The organism is Marinobacter pelagius (assembly GCF_900114925.1).
GTDB classification, from domain to species: Bacteria; Pseudomonadota; Gammaproteobacteria; order Pseudomonadales; family Oleiphilaceae; genus Marinobacter; species Marinobacter pelagius.
Genome location: NZ_FOUR01000002.1, coordinates 345298 through 364150 on the forward strand (window position 1 = coordinate 345298; position 18853 = coordinate 364150).

Below are 18853 nucleotides of genomic sequence, written 5' to 3' on the forward strand. Positions count from 1 at the left end.
ACACAGAAAAATGGTCGGGGTAGAGAGATTCGAACTCCCGACATCCTGCTCCCAAAGCAGGCGCGCTACCAGACTGCGCTATACCCCGTCTGTCTGAACAACTAGTGCCTCAGCAAAGTTGGCGCGCATATTACCGGCGCCGGGCGGTGCCGTCAACACGCATTCGAAAAAACCGATGGATCCGGCACTGAAGAAGACCCCGCATGGGATGAAAAGTTCCCCTCCCCTGGTCCAATTGGAGTTCGGGCGGAAGCATGAGACAATTGCCGGCCTTCATTTATCGATGCCCAACCGACAAGACGGAAACATGAGCGCCAAACTGATTAACGGAAAAGAAATTGCCGCCCAGGTGAGACAGCAGGTCGCCGCCGGCGTTGAAGCCCGAAAGCAGAAGGGCCTGCGAGCACCTGGCCTGGCGGTGGTACTGGTCGGCAATGATCCGGCCTCCCAGGTTTACGTTGGCAACAAGGTCAAGGCTTGCGAGGAGGCCGGCATCCTGTCCCTGTCCTACGACCTGCCGGCAGACACCTCCCAGGAGGCCCTGGAAGCCCTGGTGGACGAACTCAACGAGAACCCCGCCGTAGACGGCATCCTGGTCCAGCTACCGCTGCCGGAGCACCTGGACGCGGATCCGATCCTGATCAAGATTCGCCCGGACAAGGACGTGGATGGCTTCCACCCCTATAACATCGGCCGCCTGATGCAGCGCAAACCCACACTGCGCCCATGCACACCGGCAGGCATCATCACCCTGCTCGATTCGATCGACACGCCTTACAAGGGCCAGCACGCCGTGATCGTGGGCGCCTCCAACATCGTGGGCCGCCCCATGAGCATGGAACTGCTGTTAAAGGGTGCCACCACCACCGTGTGTCACCGATTCACACCTGACCTGGCCAAATTTGTGGGCGAAGCCGACATCCTGATTGCCGCCGTCGGCAAACCCGGACTGGTCAAGGGTGAGTGGATCAAGCCTGGCGCCACCGTCATTGATGTCGGCATCAACCGGATGGAAGACGGCAAGCTGAGGGGCGATGTGGAATTTGAGGTGGCTGCCGAGCGGGCGGCGTACATTACGCCTGTGCCCGGGGGTGTGGGGCCGATGACGATTGCTACGCTGTTGCAGAATACGCTGTATGCGGCGGACGTGCTGCACCGGGTCTGACCCGATTTTCAGGCTTCAACAAAAAACCCGCGGGAAACCGCGGGTTTTTTGCGTCTGGCGTGAGACTTACTGGCCGTATTTGGCCTTCGCCTTCTGACGGTACTCGTGCAGAAGCGGCTCGGTGTAGCCGTTCGGCTGCTCGCAGCCCTTGAGGACCAGAGCCATGGCTGCTTCGAACGCGACGCTGTCATCGAAGTTCGGGGCCATGTTGCGGTAGGCCGGGTCGCCAGCGTTCTGCTTGTCGACCACTGCGGCCATGCGCTTCATGGTTTCTTCGATCTGCGCCTCGGTGCAGATACCGTGATGCAGCCAGTTGGCCAGCAGCTGGGACGAGATCCGCAGGGTGGCGCGGTCTTCCATCAGGCCGACGTTGTTGATGTCGGGCACCTTGGAGCAGCCCACACCCTGTTCGACCCAGCGCACCACGTAGCCCAGGATACCCTGTGCGTTGTTGTCCAGCTCCTGCTGGATGTCCTCGGCGCTCAGGGAAGACGGATCCTCCATCACCGGTACGGTCAGGATATCTTCCAGTGCCGCCCGCTCACGCTTGGCCAGCTCTTTCTGCACATCGAACACGTTTACCTGATGGTAATGGGTCGCGTGCAGGGTTGCGGCGGTCGGAGACGGAACCCATGCAGTGTTGGCACCGGACTTCGGGTGGCCGATCTTGGCTTCGAGCATGCCAGCCATCAGGTCCGGCATGGCCCACATACCTTTACCAATCTGGGCAACGCCGGAGAAACCGGTTTCCAGACCAATGTCAACGTTCCACTGCTCGTAGGCATTGATCCAGGTAGCCTGCTTCATCGGGCCCTTGCGGATGAACGGACCCAGCTCCATGGAGGTGTGGATCTCGTCACCGGTGCGGTCCAGGAAGCCGGTGTTGATGAACACCGCACGCTCTTTGGCCGCGTGGATACAGGCCTTCAGGTTGACGGTGGTACGACGCTCTTCGTCCATGATACCGACCTTCAGGGTGAAGCGCGGCAGACCCAGTGCATCCTCGACGCGGCCGAAGAATTCGTTGGTAAACGCCACTTCTTCCGGACCGTGCTGCTTGGGCTTGACGATGTACACAGAACCCTTGGTGCTGTTCTGGAACTTGCTGTTGCCCTTGAGATCGTGGATGGCGATCAGTGAGGAAATCAGACCGTCCATCAGACCCTCGGGGATCTCGTTACCGTCGTTCAGCAGGATGGCCGGGTTGGTCATCAGGTGGCCGACGTTACGGATGAACATCAGGCTGCGGCCCTTGAGCGACAGCTCGCTGCCGTCAGCGCCGGTGTAGGTGCGGTCCGCGTTCATTTTGCGGGTCATCTGCTTGCCGCCCTTCTCGAAGGTTTCCTCGAGGTCACCCTTCATCAGGCCGAGCCAGTTGCGGTACGCCAGGGCCTTGTCGTCTGCATCCACAGCAGCCACAGAATCTTCGCAGTCCATGATGGTGGTCAGCGCGGACTCCATCAGGACGTCTTTAACGTTGGCACCGTCGTCCTTGCCGATCGGATGGCTGGCATCGATCTGGATCTCGAAATGCATGCCGTTCTTGACCAGCAGCACGCCGGTCGGGGCGTCGGCGGCACCGGTGTAGCCTACAAAACCGGATTCGTCTTTCAGGCCGGTGGTCTCACCGTTCTGCAGCTTGACGACCAGCTTGCCGCCGTCAACGGAATATTTGGCGGCGTCCTTGTGGCTTCCGGAAGCCAGCGGCGCGGAGCTGTCCAGCAGGTTGCGGGCCCACTCGATAACCTTGGCGCCACGAACCGGGTTGTAACCCGGGCCCTTGTCGGCACCGCCTTCTTCGGAGATGGCATCGGTGCCGTACAGAGCATCGTACAGGCTGCCCCAGCGGGCGTTCGCCGCGTTCAGGGCGAAACGGGCGTTCATGATCGGAACCACCAGCTGCGGACCGGCCATGGTGGCCACTTCCGGGTCAACGTTGGAGGTGGAGATCTTGAAGTCAGCCGGCTCTTCCACGAGGTAGCCGATGTCTTTCAGGAAGGCCTTGTATTCGGCCATGTCCAGCTTCTGACCCTTGTGGTCACGGTTCCAGCTGTCCATTTTTTCCTGGATAGCGTCACGCTTTGCCAGCAGTTCGCGGTTGCGCGGGGCCAGTTCGTTCACAATCTTGTCGAACTCTGCCCAGAATTTGTCAGGATCGATACCGGTTCCCGGAATCGCTTCGTTGTTTACGAAATCATACAGATTCTTCGCGACCTGAATGCCGCCAATTTGTACGCGTTCTGTCATCGTTGTCTGCCTCAATGCGTTTGATTTCCCGACTCACATTTATAGTCGGAGCCTGGATCCCTGTTTACCCGCGGCGCCAGGTCGTGCCTTCCCTGGAATCATCCAGAATAATGCCCTTCTCCGCGAGCTCGTCGCGAATCCGGTCGGCCTCGGCAAAGTTCTTTGCCTTGCGGGCGTCGGCCCTGGCCTGGATCAGCCCCTCGATTTCCTCAGCGCTCAGCTCGCCCCCGGTATCGGCCTGGAAAAAGGCTTCCGGGTCCTGCTGCAGCAGACCGAGCACAGCACCAAGGCGAACGAGGACGGCAGCGCTTTTCTTCGCCTCTTCCTCGTTACCGTCACGACGGTACTGATTGATCTCGTTGGCCACACCGTGCAACACGGCAATCGCGCCGGCGGTATTGAAGTCATCATCCATCACTTCAATAAATCGGCGGTCATGCCCGGTTTCGGGCACATCCGCTTCCTTCGCCGGAACAATTCCGCGCAGGGCATGGTAGAGCTTGGTCAACGTTCGCCCTGCCTCGGCCAGGTTGTCTTCCGAGTAATCCACCTGACTGCGGTAGTGGCTTGATACCAGGAAGTACCGCACGACTTCGGCCGGATACTTGTCCAGAATCTCGCGGATTGTGAAGAAGTTCCCCAGGGATTTGGACATCTTCTCCTTGTTCACGCGAATGGCGCCAGCGTGCATCCAAGTATGAACGAACTTGTGCCCGGTAGCGCACTCCGACTGGGCGATTTCGTTTTCATGATGCGGAAACAGAAGATCCGGTCCGCCACCATGGATGTCAAAGGTGTCGCCCAGACACTGGGTCGACATGGCGGAACATTCGATATGCCAGCCCGGACGACCCTCTCCCCAGGGCGAAGGCCAGCTGACCTCCCCCGGCTTGGCAGCCTTCCAGAGGGCAAAGTCGGCCGGACTGCGCTTGGCTTCCTGAACATCAACCCGCGCGCCTGCCACCAGGTCTTCCAGCTTTTTCTTGCTCAGCTTGCCGTAGTCGGGAAAAGATTCCACCGCGAAGTACACGTCACCATTATCCGCGGCGTAGGCGTGACCGCTGGAGACCAGCTTGTGGATCATCGCAATGATCTCGTCGATGTAGGCGGTGGCCCGGGGCTCCTCGTCCGGAGACAGTACACCGAGTTTGGCCTCATCTTCGTGCATGGCGCGGATCATGCGTTCGGTCAGATCCGAATATACCTCGCCGTTCTCATCAGCCCGGCGCAGGATCTTGTCGTCAATATCGGTGATATTGCGAACATAGTGAACGTCGTAGCCCCGGTGGCGCAGGTAGCGGGTGATCACATCAAAAGCCACCAGTACCCGGGCGTGGCCCAGGTGACAGTAGTCATACACAGTCATGCCGCAGACATACATGCGCACCTTGCCCGGTTCGATGGGCTGGAACTCTTCTTTTTTCTGCGTGAGCGTGTTGTAGATTCGGATCACTTGCCCCCCTTACCCCAGGAATCCCGCAGGGTGACGGTACGGTTGAACACCGGGTGGCCGGCGGCAGAGGTCTGCTCCTGATCGCAGAAGAAGTAACCCTCGCGCTCGAACTGGTACGGCAGGTCCGTGCGCGGGTCCGCCAGGCCTTTCTCGACCCGGGCGCCCTTCAGAACGACGAGGGATTCCGGATTCAGGTGGTCAATGAAATCCCCACCCTTGTCGCTGTCCGGAGACTCGTGGTTGAACAGGCGGTCATAGACGTTGATGTCCGCTTCCACGCTGTCTGATGCCGACACCCAGTGGATCACACCGTTGGGTTTGTAGCCTTCCGGGTTCACGCCGAGCGTATTCGGATCGTACTCGCACTTGAGCTCTACAATCTCACCACTGTCGTCCCGGACGATCTCCCGGCAGGTCATGACATAACCGCCCCGCAGGCGCACCGCCTGGTCCGGGGCCAGCCGCTTCCACTTGCGCTGCGGCTCCTCGGCGAAATCTTCCCGGTCGATATACAGAACCTGGCTCCAGGTGACTTCCCGCTCGCCCATGTCCGGGTTCTGCGGATGCACCGGCAGGGTCAGGGTTTCGGTCCTGTCTGCCGGATAGTTGGTCAGGGTCACCTTCAGTGGGCGCATCACACACATGGCACGCGGGGCACGGGTGTTCAGATCCTCCCGGATGGCATGCTCCAGCATGCCCACATCCACGGTGCCGCCGGCCTTGTTCACGCCGATCATGTCGCAGAAGCTGCGGATGGATTCCGGGGTGTAACCGCGGCGGCGCATGCCGGAGATGGTGGGCATGCGCGGGTCGTTCCAGCCGTCCACGTAACCTTCGTCCACCAGGCGCTTGAGCTTGCGCTTGGAGGTGATGGTGTAGTTCAGGTTCAGCCGGGCAAATTCGATCTGGCGCGGATGGCAGGGCACGGAGATGTTGTCCAGCACCCAGTCATACAGCGGCCTGTGGTCCTCGAACTCCAGGGTGCACAGGGAGTGGGTAATGCCCTCCAGGGCATCGGAGATCGGGTGCGTGTAGTCGTACATCGGATAGATGCACCACTTGTCGCCGGTCTGGTGGTGCTCGGCGTAACGGATCCGGTACAGAATCGGGTCCCGGAGGTTGATGTTCGGGGACGCCATGTCAATTTTCGCCCGCAGCACCAATTCACCGTTCTGGTACTTGCCGTCCCGCATGTCACGGAACAGCCGCAGATTCTCGTCCACCGGGCGGTCGCGGTACGGGCTGTTACGGCCGGGTTCCTTCAGGGAGCCTCGGTACTCGGCCATCTCGTCCGCGGACAGCGCACAGACATAGGCCTTGCCGTTGCGGATCAGCTCCTCGGCAAAGTCGTAGAGGGCATCGAAGTAGTCGGAGGCATACCGCACCTCACCGGCCCATTCGTAACCAAGCCACTGCACATCCGCCTTGATGGCGTCGATGTACTCCTGGTTTTCCTTCTCCGGGTTGGTGTCGTCAAACCGCAGGTTGCACTCGCCACCAAAGGTCTCGGCAATCCCGAAATTCAGGCAGATGGACTTGGCATGACCAATATGCAGGTAGCCGTTCGGCTCCGGCGGGAAACGGGTGACGACCTTGCCGGTGTGCTCACCTTTGGCAATGGCATCTTCGATCAGGCTCTGGATAAAGTTGTGGGCTTTCTTCGACTCGGCGCTCATACAATCTCTGTTGGACAGGGGTTGAATCTTAAACCGCGTATTATACTCACAAATCCTTTCCGGACTCATGCATAGCGCAAAACTCTTGAGTACAATAGCGCCCTGAAACCTCTATAAACCTGTACAGGAAACCCTGATGATTCTGCTGCAAACCAATTTCGGTGATATCAAGCTCGAACTGGACTACGACAAGGCCCCGGAAACCGCCAAAAACTTTGAACAGTATGTTCGTGACGGTTTCTACGACGGACTGATCTTTCACCGGGTAATCAGCAACTTCATGATTCAGGGTGGCGGCTTCGAGCCGGGCATGACCCCGCGCAAGACCCGGGAGCCGATCCAGAACGAAGCGGACAACGGCCTCAGCAACATGGTTGGCACTATCGCCATGGCCCGCACCATGGACCCGCATTCCGCCACCGCCCAGTTCTTCATCAACGTGGAGAACAACGGCTTCCTGGATCACACCGCCAAGAACGCCGAGGGCTGGGGTTACTGCGTATTCGGCAAGGTGGTTGATGGCATGGATACCGTCAACAAGATCCGTGCCGTACGCACCACCATGCGCGCCGGCCACCAGGACGTTCCCGCCGAGGACGTGATCATCGAGAAAGCCGAGGTTCTGGAGGACGCGTGACCACGCTGTTTATCTCCGATCTGCACCTGGAGGAGTCGCGTCCGGACATCACGGACGCGTTTCTGGCCTTTCTGAAGGACAAGGCCATGGGTGTGGAGCGTTTGTACATCCTGGGGGATTTCTTTGAGGCCTGGATCGGCGACGACGAGCGCACTCCCCTGCAGGAAACCGTTGCCGCCGCCCTGAAGGAAGTGAGCGAGAGCGGTACCGACATCTTCCTGATGCACGGTAACCGGGACTTCCTGATCGGTGAGGATTTCTGCAACCGTGCCGGTGCCACCCTGCTGGATGATCCCACGGTGGTGGATCTTTACGGCACACCCACCCTGCTGATGCACGGCGACAGCCTGTGTACCGCCGACGTGGAGTACCAGAAGTTCCGCGCCAATATGCGCAACCCTCAGTGGCAGCAGATGATCCTGGCCCGCCCCCTGGAGGACCGCCAGCAGATGGCCCGGCAGTTACGGGAAATCTCCATGGCCAAGAATCAGGGCAAGGCCGAAACAATCATGGATGTCACGCCCGAAGAAGTTGTAAAAGAGATGGAGGCCCATGGCGTCCAGCGCCTGATCCACGGCCACACCCACCGGCCAGCAGTCCACGAACTGCAGGCCAACTGCCAGGATGCCCGCCGCATCGTCCTGGGTGACTGGGATCAGTATGTCTGGTGGCTGACATTGGAGCCGGGCAAGGAGCCGGAGCTGAATAAGGCCCCGTTATGACGACGGGGCTTCGGACGGCTCGCGATAGGTCTCGAGCCGTCTGAGCCAGCCCGGCAGCCAGCGCTCACGCTCGATCGGATTCTCGGCATTCTCGGCACGGCGGGTGAGTACGTCCGCGGCCGCAGAACGGAAGGCGTCCAGGGCGGCCTGCTCCTGCTCGGGGTTCATCTCAAGCAGAACCTGCAACAGGCCCCAGCCTTCGCCATCGTAACGCTCGGATTCGGCCAGCCCCTCGCCCTTGAAATTGACGTAGTCCATGAGGGCGTAGACGCCACCGGGCGTCGCACTCAGCTGCGCCAGATGCTCCGTAACCCGCTCCCGTTGCTGCTCGGGGGCCGCTGCAATCACGTTGTCCAGGGACTCCCTGGCCCTGCGGAAAATGAACTCGGCCTGAAGCCCCTGGGTACCCGCCAGAAACTCCCGGAGTTCCGCAACACGGGTGGAATCCTCCGCCTCCAGGAAAGCCTGCCGATCCGGCCAGGGCGCATCAAATGGTTCAAGATTCACCAGCCAGTCCGGCACCGCCGCCTGGCGCTGGGTCATATACTGGATCAGCTTGGGAAAACTCTCGACAAAACGTCCATCCACCCCTTCCGGGTACCAGATAAAATGCCCGATGCCCAACGAGGGGAACGCCTCTCCCTCGTTCCAATGCACCAGGCACCGCAACTTGCCCGCGCACTCGTTCTGGAAAATCTTCTGGCCCACCCAGTCCATCTGGGCAGGCTTGAGAGCCAGGGAAATATCCGCGCCCGATGCAGGCGCGGCAGTTTCGGTATCCTCTGCTGGCTGGCTGGATTCGGCGGTCTCCTCCTTTTCCGGGCCGGCATCACAACCGGCCAGGATGAAGGAAGAGAGAAGCAGAATCAGCGGGAAGAATCCTTTAACCAATCAATCACCTCATAGACATGATCATCCGGCGGAAACACCGGATAGAACACCTTCTGGATTTCGCCATCTTTGGCAATGAGCGTCACCCGCTTGTTCAGGGTCACGCCTTCAACAGTAAACAGCGGAAGCTCCAGCGCCTGTGCCAGCGCCAGGTTCTCATCACTGAGCAGTTCAAACGAAATACCCAGCCGATCGACGGCCTCCTGCTGATACCCGGAATCCTGGGTACTTACACCAAAGACCTGTACGCCCAGGTCAGTCAGCTCCCGGTGATGATCCCGAAAGGCGCAGGCCTGGGGCGTGCAACCGAGAGCTCCCGGTATCTGCGCCCAGCCATCCGGGGACGGCCGGTCCGGACGACCGGTACGGGGGTAGAAGTAAAGCACCACAGTGCCCGCCAGACTGCCCACATTTACCGGGCGCCCCTCAGAGCTGGTCAGCGTAACATTCGGCAGGGCCTGTCCTCTCAGGTGATCACAGGCACCGTCGTCCACTGGCGCCGGGATATTCTCGGGGATGCTTGTCATGGTGTTGTCTCCTGTGGCATGAACCCGGTTATACCACGGTGACCGGCGTTTGGTTCAGCAAACGCCATTATGAAGCACCCTGCTGTCCGGGGTAATGACCACCCGCTTAACATTCCTTCAGATTCCGGGAGTTTCCGCTTCCGTTAGCCACCACTATTTCTGTGAAGTATTTCAAAATGTTACGAATGTATTAACGATTTATTCCGTTTGCTTATATAGAGTCTGCGCTCCGGCACCGGCCCCGCCCGGTCCGGACGTCAAAAATCAGAAAAAGGATGTAGTATGAAGAACGCATTGATTTGCTCGGCTCTGTGCGCTGCCCTGGCTTCCGGCGTTGCCCACGCGGATAACCACGGCACCTCCGGTTCCAACGGCCTGACCACCAACGATCTGGTCGCAAACGGTTATGCGGAAGCACGCCTGGGCTTTGCCGATATGGGTCTGAGCGATGATGCCATTGTTATTGCCGGCACCTTTGGCACGAGTCTGGACCAGATTCTGCCGGGCCTCGGTGCAGAAGCCGAACTGACGTTGACTGCTGCGGATGCAGAGCAGAGTTACTCCGATGGCTTTGGCAACAATTACAAGCTCGAAGCAAGCTACTTCGGCCTCGGCGGCTACGCCACCTACACACTGAACCTGGATGAGCAGGTCAAGGGACTGGAACTGCTGGGCAGGGCCGGGCTGGTTTACGTGGACGCTGAAGTTGACACCGAATTCGGCTCTGGCAGCGATTCCAGCATCGAACTCGGCGTGGGCATTGGCGCCCGCTACAACCTGCAAAACAACCTGGCTATCGTAGGCCGCTTCGACACCTACGACATCGATGTCCTTAGCATCGGTGCCACCTACCGGTTCTGATATCTCTCGATATATTTCCAGAACCGCCGGGCCCTGTTTCGGACAGGGCCCTGCACCACCCCATCACTCCATGGCATGCTCGGCCAGTTTCGCCTTGATTTCTTCGGGAATCGGAACCGATTTCTCATGCTCGTAGTCGAAGTGGATCAGCACCGACACACCACGGGCAATCTTCTTGCCGTCCTGCCAGGCTTCCTGGATCACGCGGAACGAACTGTTGCCGATCTCTCCGATCCCGGTGCGGATTTCCACGGGCATGTGCCAGTAGCTTTGGGCCAGCAGATCGATTTCCAGGCGGGCCAGGATCAGGGGCCAGGTTTTCACTTCCAGTGTCGGGTGAAAAATACGGAAGATGGGCGTCCGGCCCTGTTCGAACCAGACCGGCAATGACGTGTTGCTGATATGGCCCAGGGCGTCTGTGTCGCTGAACCTGGGTTCAATCTCGAGTGTGAACATCCTCGTTTCCTGTCTTTATGTCTCTGTGCGGGTTATTCGTGCCGCAGCGCATCGATGGGGTTGAGCATGGCGGCTTTACGCGCAGGAAAATACCCGAAGATGACGCCGATCGCCACGGAAAAGGAAAAACCCACGGCCATCACGGTCGGCGAAATCACGAACGGCATGTTCAGCTGCCAGGTGACCAACCAGGTGCCACCCACACCGATAACGAGACCGATGAGGCCGCCGAGTGTTGACAGGGCAATGGATTCAACGAGGAACTGGGTGAGCACATCCCGGGCCCGGGCCCCGATAGCCAGCCTGATTCCGATTTCCCGGGTGCGTTCGGTGACCGACACCAGCATGATATTCATGATGCCGATGCCCCCCACCAGCAGACTGACGGCCGCGATGGCACCCAACAGGATCGTCAGGGTGTTGGTGGTACTCTCCAAAGTCTGGGCAATGTCCTGAGTATCCCGGACATAGAAATCGTCAGCACCGCCGTTGACCGGATTGCGGCGCTGGCGCAACAGGGATTCTATCTGGTCCTGCACCAGTCCCGTGGAGCCATCCACCAGCGCGGACACATAGATTGCGCTGACGTCCAGCTCACCCACCAGCCGGCGCTGGACTGCCTTGACCGGCATCAGGATGGTCTTGTCGCGGTCCTGGCCCATGGACTCGCCCTTCGCTTCCAGCACACCGATGACCCGGCAAGCAGTACGCCCTACCCGGATGTTTGACCCCAGGGGTTCCTGCCCCAGGAACATTTCCTCGATCAGGGTCTTGCCGATGATGCACACCGCGGCACCGGAAGACAGCTCGCCATCCTCGAACTCGCGGCCGTACTCCAGGTAGTGGTTGCGCACAGCAAAATATTCGTTGGTGGTTCCGATCACCGGAATGGTGTCGTTGGCATTACCGATTACCACGGTGGCACTGGTGGTAAGTGCCGGAGCCACCAGAATGCCATCCACCTCGTTGCGGATAGCCTCTGCATCCGCCAGTTCGAAATTCTCCGCACTGGTGCGAAGGCCGCCGGGGCCCCGCTGGGCAGTCCCGGGCATGACAAACAACAGGTTGGAACCGATGCTGGCAATCTGTTCAGTCACGCTGCGGGTGGCGGACTGCCCCAGGTGCACCATGGCCACCACACTGGCCACGCCAATAATAATGCCCAGGGTCGTGAGGAACGAACGCAGTTTGTTACGGGCAATGGCCTGCACCGACATGCCCAGGGTATCCAGGGCCCTCACGGAATCACCTCCGCCGGTGCACCGTCCCGGATCAGCTTGCCGTCGGTGAAAAACAGTACCCGGTCCGCATAGCGGGCGATGTCCGGCTCATGGGTGACCATCAGGATGGTGATTCCCCGCTGTTCACGGATGGAAACAAGCTCCTTCATGATCTCCCCGGCCATGGCGGTGTCCAGGTTGCCGGTAGGCTCATCCGCCAGCAGAACCGGAGGCTCGGTCACCAGGGCCCGGGCTATCGCCACCCGTTGTTGCTGGCCACCGGAAAGCTGGGCCGACGTCGCGTGCGCGCGATCTACGAGGCCAACAGTCTTGAGCGCCTTCATCGCCAGCTCATGACGGCGCGCGGGCCGGACTCCCTCGTAGATCAGCGGCAGTTCAACGTTACTCAGGGCACTGGTGCGGGGCAGGAGGTTGAAGCTCTGGAACACGAAGCCCATGAAGTTGCGGCGCAGCAGGGCCAGTTCATCCCGGTCGAGACCACCGACCTCAACTCCCCGGAACCAGTATTCCCCGGAAGTGGGCACATCCAGACACCCCAGAATATTCATGCAAGTGGACTTGCCAGAGCCCGACGGCCCCATGATGGCAACGAACTCCCCCGCCCGGATGTTCAGGCTCACACCATCCAGGGCGCGAACCTCGGTCGCACCGCTGCCGTAAATCTTGTAGATGTCGCGCATCTCCACCACGGATGGCGCGAATTGAGGCGTGGCCGAGCCGCCGACATTACCAGGCTCAGTCATGGAGTTACCGCCGCCTGCATGCCGGTAATCACCTGGTCACCCTCCGCCAGCTCGTCGCCGGGCAGTTCCGTGTAGCGGCCATCGGAGGCCCCCGTTTGCACGACGACCCGGGCCGGTTCCCCGTCACGGAGCACCCAGACCGTATTGGAAGGTCCTGCCCGGTTACCCCCGGCGCGGGCAGCGGGATGACTGAACAGTCCGCCACTACCGCCATCTGTCGTCGGCGGAGTAAAGCGAAAGGCCATGTTCGGTACCCGCAGAACGCCCTCACGCCGTCCGGTTTCAATGGTGGCGGTGGCCGTCATGCCCGGCTTGAGCAAGCCTTCGCTGTTATCCACGGAAAGTACCGTGGTGTAGGTAACCACGTTGTTCTCAACAGCCGGGTAAAGATGAACCTTGAGCACTTCGGCAGAAAACTCCCGGCCGGACCAGGCATCCACGGTGAAGGTTGCCTTCTGCCCGGCTTCCACCAGCCCGACATCGGCCTCGTCCATGGACACATGCAGCTCCATGGCTGTCAGATCCTCCGCCAGCAGGAACAGCACCGGTGTCTGGAAACTGGCCGCCACGGTATTCCCGGGCTCGATACTGCGCTGCAGAACCACACCGTTGATGGGAGAGGTAATCACCGCTTTTTCCAATCGGGTTCGGGCCTGGAGAACCGACGCCTCGGCCTGCCTCACCGAGGCCCGGGCATAAGCCAGCTTCGCTTCTGCCCGCTTGCGGGCCGCCACGGCAGCATCCAGCTCCGCCTGCGCGGTGGTACCCCGCTCGCGCAATGCGCTGATCCGGCGTTCATCCACCCGCGCTTCCTCCAGCGTCGCCTCGGCCTCTGCCACCGAAGCCCGTGACAGCGCAAGCTGGGCCTCCGCCTGTTCAAGCGCCACCTCCAGCTCATCGGTCTCGAACAGAGCCAGGACCTCGCCCTCGGTCACCTGATCATTTTCGTCCACCATGACCTGCGTGATCAGTCCCGATATCTCGGCACCCACGGAGACCTCACTCTTGGGCTCGAGGCTTCCGGTAGCGGTGGCGGTCAGCACCATATCGCCTCGGTCCAGACTGTGGGTCTGCCACTGCACCTCGCCGTCATCAGGCCACAGCCACCAACCGGCAATCGCCACCAGCGCCAGCAGCACCAGCAACCCGATCACTCGGCTGGTCCTGCCCCGTTTGCGCTCTGAACGGATAACCCGATTGACTTCGTCCGCCATTTCCTGCCGGGACGTCTCTTCTCCCTGTTGCATCAACTTCTCCTTCCAAACCGGATTACATATGCCACGGACTTGAGACACGTCAATATGCAATCTGACGGGTAGCTTCTATATTGCCAACACAGGACGTGCATTTTTTGGCCAATGCATCAGGGCCATCAACGTTTCTGCCCACAATATGTATCAAGGCTCGGCCGCTTGGCCAATAAAAAAGCCAGGGAGATTTGAATTATGGGCAGTAAATTTCTTCGGTCCGTCGTGCCAGGAGCTCTGGCAGCGGGCCTTGTAACAACACTGGCCGGCTGCAGCGGCAGTGATCATGATGCCTCGCTGGGAACTCCGGAGGGAGAAGCCATTGTTGAGGCGTTCCTCACCGAGAAAGCCGTCCAGATCGGCGGCGCAACCACCGCCACGGCCCGCGCCAATCTGGGCGACACTGACTGGGCCGTGTACAACATGGCCAACCGTCTGGCGATCACGCCAATCCAGACTACCGCAGGTGTTGTGCACGAGATTGAGCTGGAGAACTTTATCCAGGATATCCTGGTGGTGCCCTACGAGGGCCGCACCTATGCATTGGCGGCAGTGCGTGAGTCCGGCATTGCGGTGGTGGATATTACCGATCCCGCGGCGATGCAGGTGCTGCATACCACGCCGGTGAATTATTACCAGGACGACATTAAATATGCCGAAGGCGGCGGTGACATCGTAGAAGGTGTCGTAATCGAGGGACACGGATTCATCAAATCGTTGGAAGCCGACGCTGAAGCCACCACGCTTTGGATTGCCAACGAGAGCTACGGAATCCATCGCGTTCCTCTTGCAAACGTTATTACCTCAACACCCGTACTCGAAGAAGATGGCAGCCTTCTGATTGATCCCGCTGATCCCAATACTACAGAAATGTATACACTTCAGTATTCGGGAGAGCATCCATGGGGTGCACCGGCGGACCTCCAGCTTCATAACGGTTACCTGTATGCCGCAATCGGCTTTCTGGGACTGGGCGTCTATGATCCTGTCACTCTGGATCGGGTCGGTTATTACAACCTTTATACCGACGCCACCGTTTCCGAGGATTGGTTCATCGATATGAATGTTGCAGATGAAGTAGTGAATCCGGAAACACACCTCGACGAAGACACAGGGATGCCGAATTACTTACAGGCGTCGTTCGAAATTCAGGACGTCTGGCACGGAGATGTTGACGCACCAACACCCTGGGCGGATTTCGACCGCTATGGCAAGTACTACTACAAGGCCAACAAGCTCGATGTAGAGACCTATACGACTGAAGGCGGCAGTGACCAGACCATTGTCTATCTCGCCTACGGTCTTGGTGGGCTGGTTGCTGTTGATGTGGGGGCCCCGGATACGACAACAGGCGAGATGGCCACCAGTTATCTCGGTTACGCCCCAGCAGTGCCCGCCCATGGCCCGGATGAGCCGACCGGAGAGCAATCACAAAGCCTTTTCCCCTACTTCGGTGTGGGCATGCTCAAGGAAGCGGGTGTAATCGACGTTGAAGTCGACATTACCAACGACCGTGTGTTCTACGCGGATCACTTTGCGGGGCTTGTCGCACTGAAAGGGGCCGCAGATCCAAGCACCAACTGGATGCCCGAAACGGACTTTGACAACGATGACCAAGGTACGCTCGGCGATCACTGGCCCGACTACGAGTTCGTGACCTCTTACAACATGGGCGCCTGGGATCCGGACGATAACGAGTCCCTCCCTGCATGGATGTATGCGGATCCAAGTCTTCTGGTAACAGGAGAAGTAAGCGGCCACGGTAACGCGCTATTCCTGATGCCTGAACTCAGCGACGACACCGGTGCTGTTGATGTTGTCCAGGCCACCGGCGCAGGTGGTCTGAACTTCATGGATATTGGAGTTCTGACGCCACTCCCAACCGAACCTGATACGGAAATCGATATGGCGACCAGGTTCACCGTCCCCGCCTACTTCGCCAGCACCGATGAAACCTATGCCGATGCCGATGGCACACCAACCTCGCCCCTGGCGGTAGGTCATACCCAGGGCGTAGCGGCCACGCAGCAGTATCTCTACATGGCCGATGGCCCCCATGGCATGAGCGTGTGGCAGATTGCGGACGCCGATGGTAACGCCCTGGATGAACCGCACGTGGTTGCCAACACCGTGGTCGATGAATACGAGGTGGACAACCCCGATGGCTCCACCGTCTATCCAACGCCCCACGCCTATAACGTGATTCTGGGTGCCGAAGACAGCATGGCCTATGTCATGTCCCAGAGCCTGGGCCTGCGCCGCGTGGATGTCAGTGGTGCAGAGGCTGGCCAGGGAGTACAGGGTGCGCCGCTGTTGCTGACCCCGCAGCCCTCGGACTTCTACGAGCACAACCTGGCAACCGGCTCCTACGGCGATATCAGCCGGCAGGACCATGCCTACGACGTGGATTTCCATGGCAATTACGCCGTGGTAGCCGACGGCAGCAACGGTCTGACCGTGTACGACATGACCATGAACCCTGCTGACGGCACCGGCAATCACGTGGTTGCCAATCTGGGCTCAGCGACTGGCAATCCGCTATTGGGTCGCGCCTCCGGCGTGGAACTCTGGACCAACCCTGAAGACGGCAGGATCTACGCCTTCGTCGCGTCCGGCCATTCCGGCATCGCGGTCGTGGATATGACTGGTCTTCTGGTGGAGGGGGTAACCCCGGGCATGGAACTGGTCAAGATCTTCCAGCCGATCAAGATCGAGGAAGAGCTGGACGGAACCGTGCATATCGGCAAGGCGGATAGCCGCAGTGTGGATGTCGATGTGGTGGGTGATCACGCCTACTTCAGCTACGGCGGTTTTGGCCTCCTGGCCTACAGCATTGAAGACCTGTTGGCGCCGCTGCCGGAGGGTGTCGAGCCCAACAAGATCTGGACCATGGGAAGCGGCGGGTACGACTACCGTCCCGAGGCGGTCGCCCAGTATCGGCTCCAGGCCGAACCGGGACTGGAGGATTCCGATCCTGAAGCGTTGTACATGACACCGCAATACTTCCCGGCTGACACTCTGCTGGTTGATGGTGACGGCCACTGGTACACCCTGGATGAGCCAAGGCTGCTGTTCTACGTGGCCTACGGCGAAGCCGGCGTTGCCAAGCTCGACTGGAGCGATCCCGCCAATCCGGTGCTGATGGAACACCAGCACACCGTCGGTGAAGCCACCGGAACCGCGATTGCTAATGGACGGGTCTATGTCGCCGATGGTGGCGGTGGCCTGGTGATCTTCCGTCAATAAAACTTGAATACCAGAACGAAGAAGGCCGGGAAATCCCGGCCTTCTTCGTTCCAGCTCCTGTCAATTCGGCTCAGAACCGGTAGCCCACGCCCAATGTGAACACCACCGGATCGATCTCCATCTCAACGGTCTCGTCAATGGCTCCGGAGAATTTGGCGTCGGTATCCAGCAGGGTATAGCGAACGTCGAAATTGACCAGCACCGGAGTACCGAAGTCCAGCTCGACACCCGCCAGAACTGTGGGATCGAAGGTGCTGTCCAGGTTGACGTCCAGTCCGGACAGTTTGGCATTCTCATCGTAGAATTTGTTGAAAGCAACGCCGGCACCGAGATACGGCGTGACCGCAGAGGTATCCTGGAAAAAGAAGTTCATCGTGAGGTACGTCGGAACGTATTTCACATCCCCGATGTTGCCAATGCCCAGGTCCTTCAACCGTTGATTGCCCTCAAGGTCCGGCGAGTACGGCAACGAAGAACTGACTTCCAGTGCCACAGACTCCGTGACAAACCACCCCAGGGCACCCCCGAGGGTGACATCGCTGTCCAGCCGAACACCGCTTCGAGGTATGGTCGAAAAGCTCTCACTCCCGGTATCCGGGTCCATGGCACTGACACCCGCCCGGACATAAAAATCACCGGCCCCGGCCTGAACCGGGCCTGCCAAAGCGCCCCCCAGCAATGAAACAACAGCAGCACTGGCCAGATTCGTTGCAGAAAATCCCTTCATGATTTTTCCCTCCCAGGAAAGTTTGTTGACGGGATGAGAGACCGCTCTCTAGAGTCTAGTAAAGATCAGCATTCCTTGGACAAACAGGAGACAGTCACCGGATGCCAACCCTGAAACCCGCCAAACTTGGCTTGCGAACGCGCCTTTTCCAGCTGATCTTCGAGTCGGATACACGGATCGCCAAGGCATTTGATATTGCCCTGGTGATTCTGATCTTCCTTAGCGTAGCCATCGTGATGCTGAACAGCATTGACGAGTATCACGAACGTTTCGGAGAGGTGTTCTATTACACCGAGTGGGTCATTACCGTCATATTCACAATTGAACTCGCGTTGAGGATCTACTGCCTGGAAAAACCGGGGCTTTATCTGAAGAGCTTTTACGGGGTCATCGATGTGCTGGCGGTTCTGCCCACCTGGCTGGTTTTACTGTTCCCCGGTGCGCAGGTGCTGGTCGTTGTGCGCCTGCTGCGGGCGCTACGGCTGTTCCGGGTGCTGGAAATGATGACACTGGAGGGCGAAAAGCGCTTGCTCTGGGGCGCGTTGGTGCGCAGCCGGCACCAGATAGGGATTTTCCTGTTCACGGTCATCATGCTGGTGACCATCTTTTCGTCAGTGCTATACCTGATCGAACCAGCCGAAGCGGGCTTTACCAGCATTCCGAAAGCCATTTACTGGGGTATTGTTACCCTGACCACCGTCGGCTACGGGGACATCACTCCCGTGACGGCTCTGGGGCAGTTCATCTCCGTCGCCATCATGCTGGTCGGTTATTCGATCATCGCGTTACCGGTAGGCATTTTCTCGGCCGAGGTGATCCGAGCGCTTCAGCGGGAGCGGTATTCCAATGAAGCCTGTCCGGGCTGCGGCAAACACCGGCACGAGCAGGACGCCCGTTACTGCAAATACTGCGGCACCTGGCTTGATGAAGAAACACCGGATCCCCGCAGGAAAGCAAAAAGCCCCGAGGCCTGAGACCCCGGGGCTTTCCTGAGCGTTTCTACTGGACTTAGAG

16 protein-coding genes and 1 tRNA gene are annotated in these 18853 nt (G+C 59.3%); 6 read left to right on the forward strand and 11 right to left on the reverse strand.

Features of this window, described 5'->3' with window-relative positions:
- Positions 1-11: 11 nt before the first annotated feature.
- Positions 12-88 (reverse strand) — tRNA-Pro (locus BM254_RS05820).
- A gap of 219 nt (positions 89-307) precedes the next feature.
- Between BM254_RS05820 and folD the strand changes: the two genes are divergently transcribed.
- Positions 308-1165 (forward strand): bifunctional methylenetetrahydrofolate dehydrogenase/methenyltetrahydrofolate cyclohydrolase FolD, encoded by an 858-nt coding sequence (folD, locus tag BM254_RS05825; RefSeq protein WP_092000064.1) that lies wholly within the window; start codon positions 308-310, stop codon positions 1163-1165.
- A 66-nt stretch (positions 1166-1231) separates the two neighbouring features.
- On the opposite strand, the gene BM254_RS05830 is transcribed toward folD, so the two are convergent.
- The 3 genes from BM254_RS05830 to BM254_RS05840 all read right to left on the reverse strand — a co-directional run bounded on the left by BM254_RS05830 (position 1232) and on the right by BM254_RS05840 (position 6541).
- A complete protein-coding gene (locus BM254_RS05830; RefSeq protein ID WP_092000067.1) occupies positions 1232-3412 on the reverse strand; it encodes a malate synthase G in 2181 nt (726 codons plus the stop codon).
- A 64-nt stretch (positions 3413-3476) separates the two neighbouring features.
- A complete protein-coding gene (gene cysS, locus BM254_RS05835) occupies positions 3477-4865 on the reverse strand; it encodes a cysteine--tRNA ligase (protein WP_092000070.1) in 1389 nt (462 codons plus the stop codon).
- Positions 4862-6541, reverse strand: a complete 1680-nt coding sequence (locus BM254_RS05840) for a glutamine--tRNA ligase/YqeY domain fusion protein (protein WP_092000073.1) — start codon at positions 6539-6541, stop codon at positions 4862-4864. Before BM254_RS05840 ends, cysS begins: the two co-directional genes overlap by 4 nt.
- A gap of 136 nt (positions 6542-6677) precedes the next feature.
- Here BM254_RS05840 and BM254_RS05845 point away from each other — a divergent pair, with 136 nt between their 5' ends.
- The gene (locus BM254_RS05845; RefSeq protein WP_092000076.1) at positions 6678-7178 is read left to right on the forward strand and encodes a peptidylprolyl isomerase; all 501 of its coding nucleotides are present in this window, start codon (positions 6678-6680) and stop codon (positions 7176-7178) included.
- Positions 7175-7900 (forward strand): UDP-2,3-diacylglucosamine diphosphatase, encoded by a 726-nt coding sequence (lpxH, locus tag BM254_RS05850; RefSeq protein WP_092000079.1) that lies wholly within the window; start codon positions 7175-7177, stop codon positions 7898-7900. The genes BM254_RS05845 and lpxH overlap by 4 nt, the downstream gene beginning before the upstream one ends.
- Here lpxH and BM254_RS05855 read toward each other — a convergent pair.
- Complete coding sequence (locus BM254_RS05855) at positions 7895-8791, reverse strand: hypothetical protein (RefSeq protein WP_092000082.1); 897 nt, start codon at positions 8789-8791, stop codon at positions 7895-7897. The two genes, lpxH and BM254_RS05855, sit on opposite strands and share 6 nt — an antisense overlap.
- Positions 8767-9318, reverse strand: a complete 552-nt coding sequence (locus BM254_RS05860; protein ID WP_092000088.1) for a peroxiredoxin — start codon at positions 9316-9318, stop codon at positions 8767-8769. The genes BM254_RS05855 and BM254_RS05860 overlap by 25 nt, the downstream gene beginning before the upstream one ends.
- A 282-nt stretch (positions 9319-9600) precedes the next feature.
- On the opposite strand from BM254_RS05860, the gene BM254_RS05865 reads away from it, so the two are divergent.
- Positions 9601-10179 (forward strand): outer membrane beta-barrel protein, encoded by a 579-nt coding sequence (locus BM254_RS05865; RefSeq protein ID WP_092000091.1) that lies wholly within the window; start codon positions 9601-9603, stop codon positions 10177-10179.
- A 63-nt stretch (positions 10180-10242) separates the two neighbouring features.
- Here BM254_RS05865 and BM254_RS05870 read toward each other — a convergent pair whose 3' ends face one another.
- From BM254_RS05870 to BM254_RS05885, 4 genes are read right to left on the reverse strand one after another with little or no spacing between them, the layout of a single operon-like run.
- On the reverse strand, positions 10243-10635 hold the full coding sequence (locus BM254_RS05870) for an acyl-CoA thioesterase (RefSeq protein ID WP_092000093.1): 393 nt from the start codon (positions 10633-10635) through the stop codon (positions 10243-10245).
- Positions 10636-10667: 32 nt separating this feature from the next.
- Positions 10668-11876, reverse strand: a complete 1209-nt coding sequence (locus BM254_RS05875) for an ABC transporter permease (RefSeq protein WP_092000096.1) — start codon at positions 11874-11876, stop codon at positions 10668-10670.
- A complete protein-coding gene (locus BM254_RS05880; protein ID WP_092000098.1) occupies positions 11873-12619 on the reverse strand; it encodes an ABC transporter ATP-binding protein in 747 nt (248 codons plus the stop codon). The genes BM254_RS05875 and BM254_RS05880 overlap by 4 nt, the downstream gene beginning before the upstream one ends.
- A complete protein-coding gene (locus BM254_RS05885; protein ID WP_092000100.1) occupies positions 12616-13866 on the reverse strand; it encodes an efflux RND transporter periplasmic adaptor subunit in 1251 nt (416 codons plus the stop codon). The genes BM254_RS05880 and BM254_RS05885 overlap by 4 nt, the downstream gene beginning before the upstream one ends.
- 198 nt (positions 13867-14064) lie before the next feature.
- On the opposite strand from BM254_RS05885, the gene BM254_RS05890 reads away from it, so the two are divergent.
- The gene (locus BM254_RS05890; protein ID WP_092000103.1) at positions 14065-17112 is read left to right on the forward strand and encodes an LVIVD repeat-containing protein; all 3048 of its coding nucleotides are present in this window, start codon (positions 14065-14067) and stop codon (positions 17110-17112) included.
- A gap of 70 nt (positions 17113-17182) precedes the next feature.
- On the opposite strand, the gene BM254_RS05895 is transcribed toward BM254_RS05890, so the two are convergent.
- Positions 17183-17839, reverse strand: a complete 657-nt coding sequence (locus BM254_RS05895; RefSeq protein WP_092000106.1) for an OmpW/AlkL family protein — start codon at positions 17837-17839, stop codon at positions 17183-17185.
- Positions 17840-17940: 101 nt separating this feature from the next.
- Between BM254_RS05895 and BM254_RS05900 the strand changes: the two genes are divergently transcribed.
- Complete coding sequence (locus tag BM254_RS05900; RefSeq protein WP_092000109.1) at positions 17941-18813, forward strand: ion transporter; 873 nt, start codon at positions 17941-17943, stop codon at positions 18811-18813.
- Positions 18814-18853: the final 40 nt, after the last annotated feature.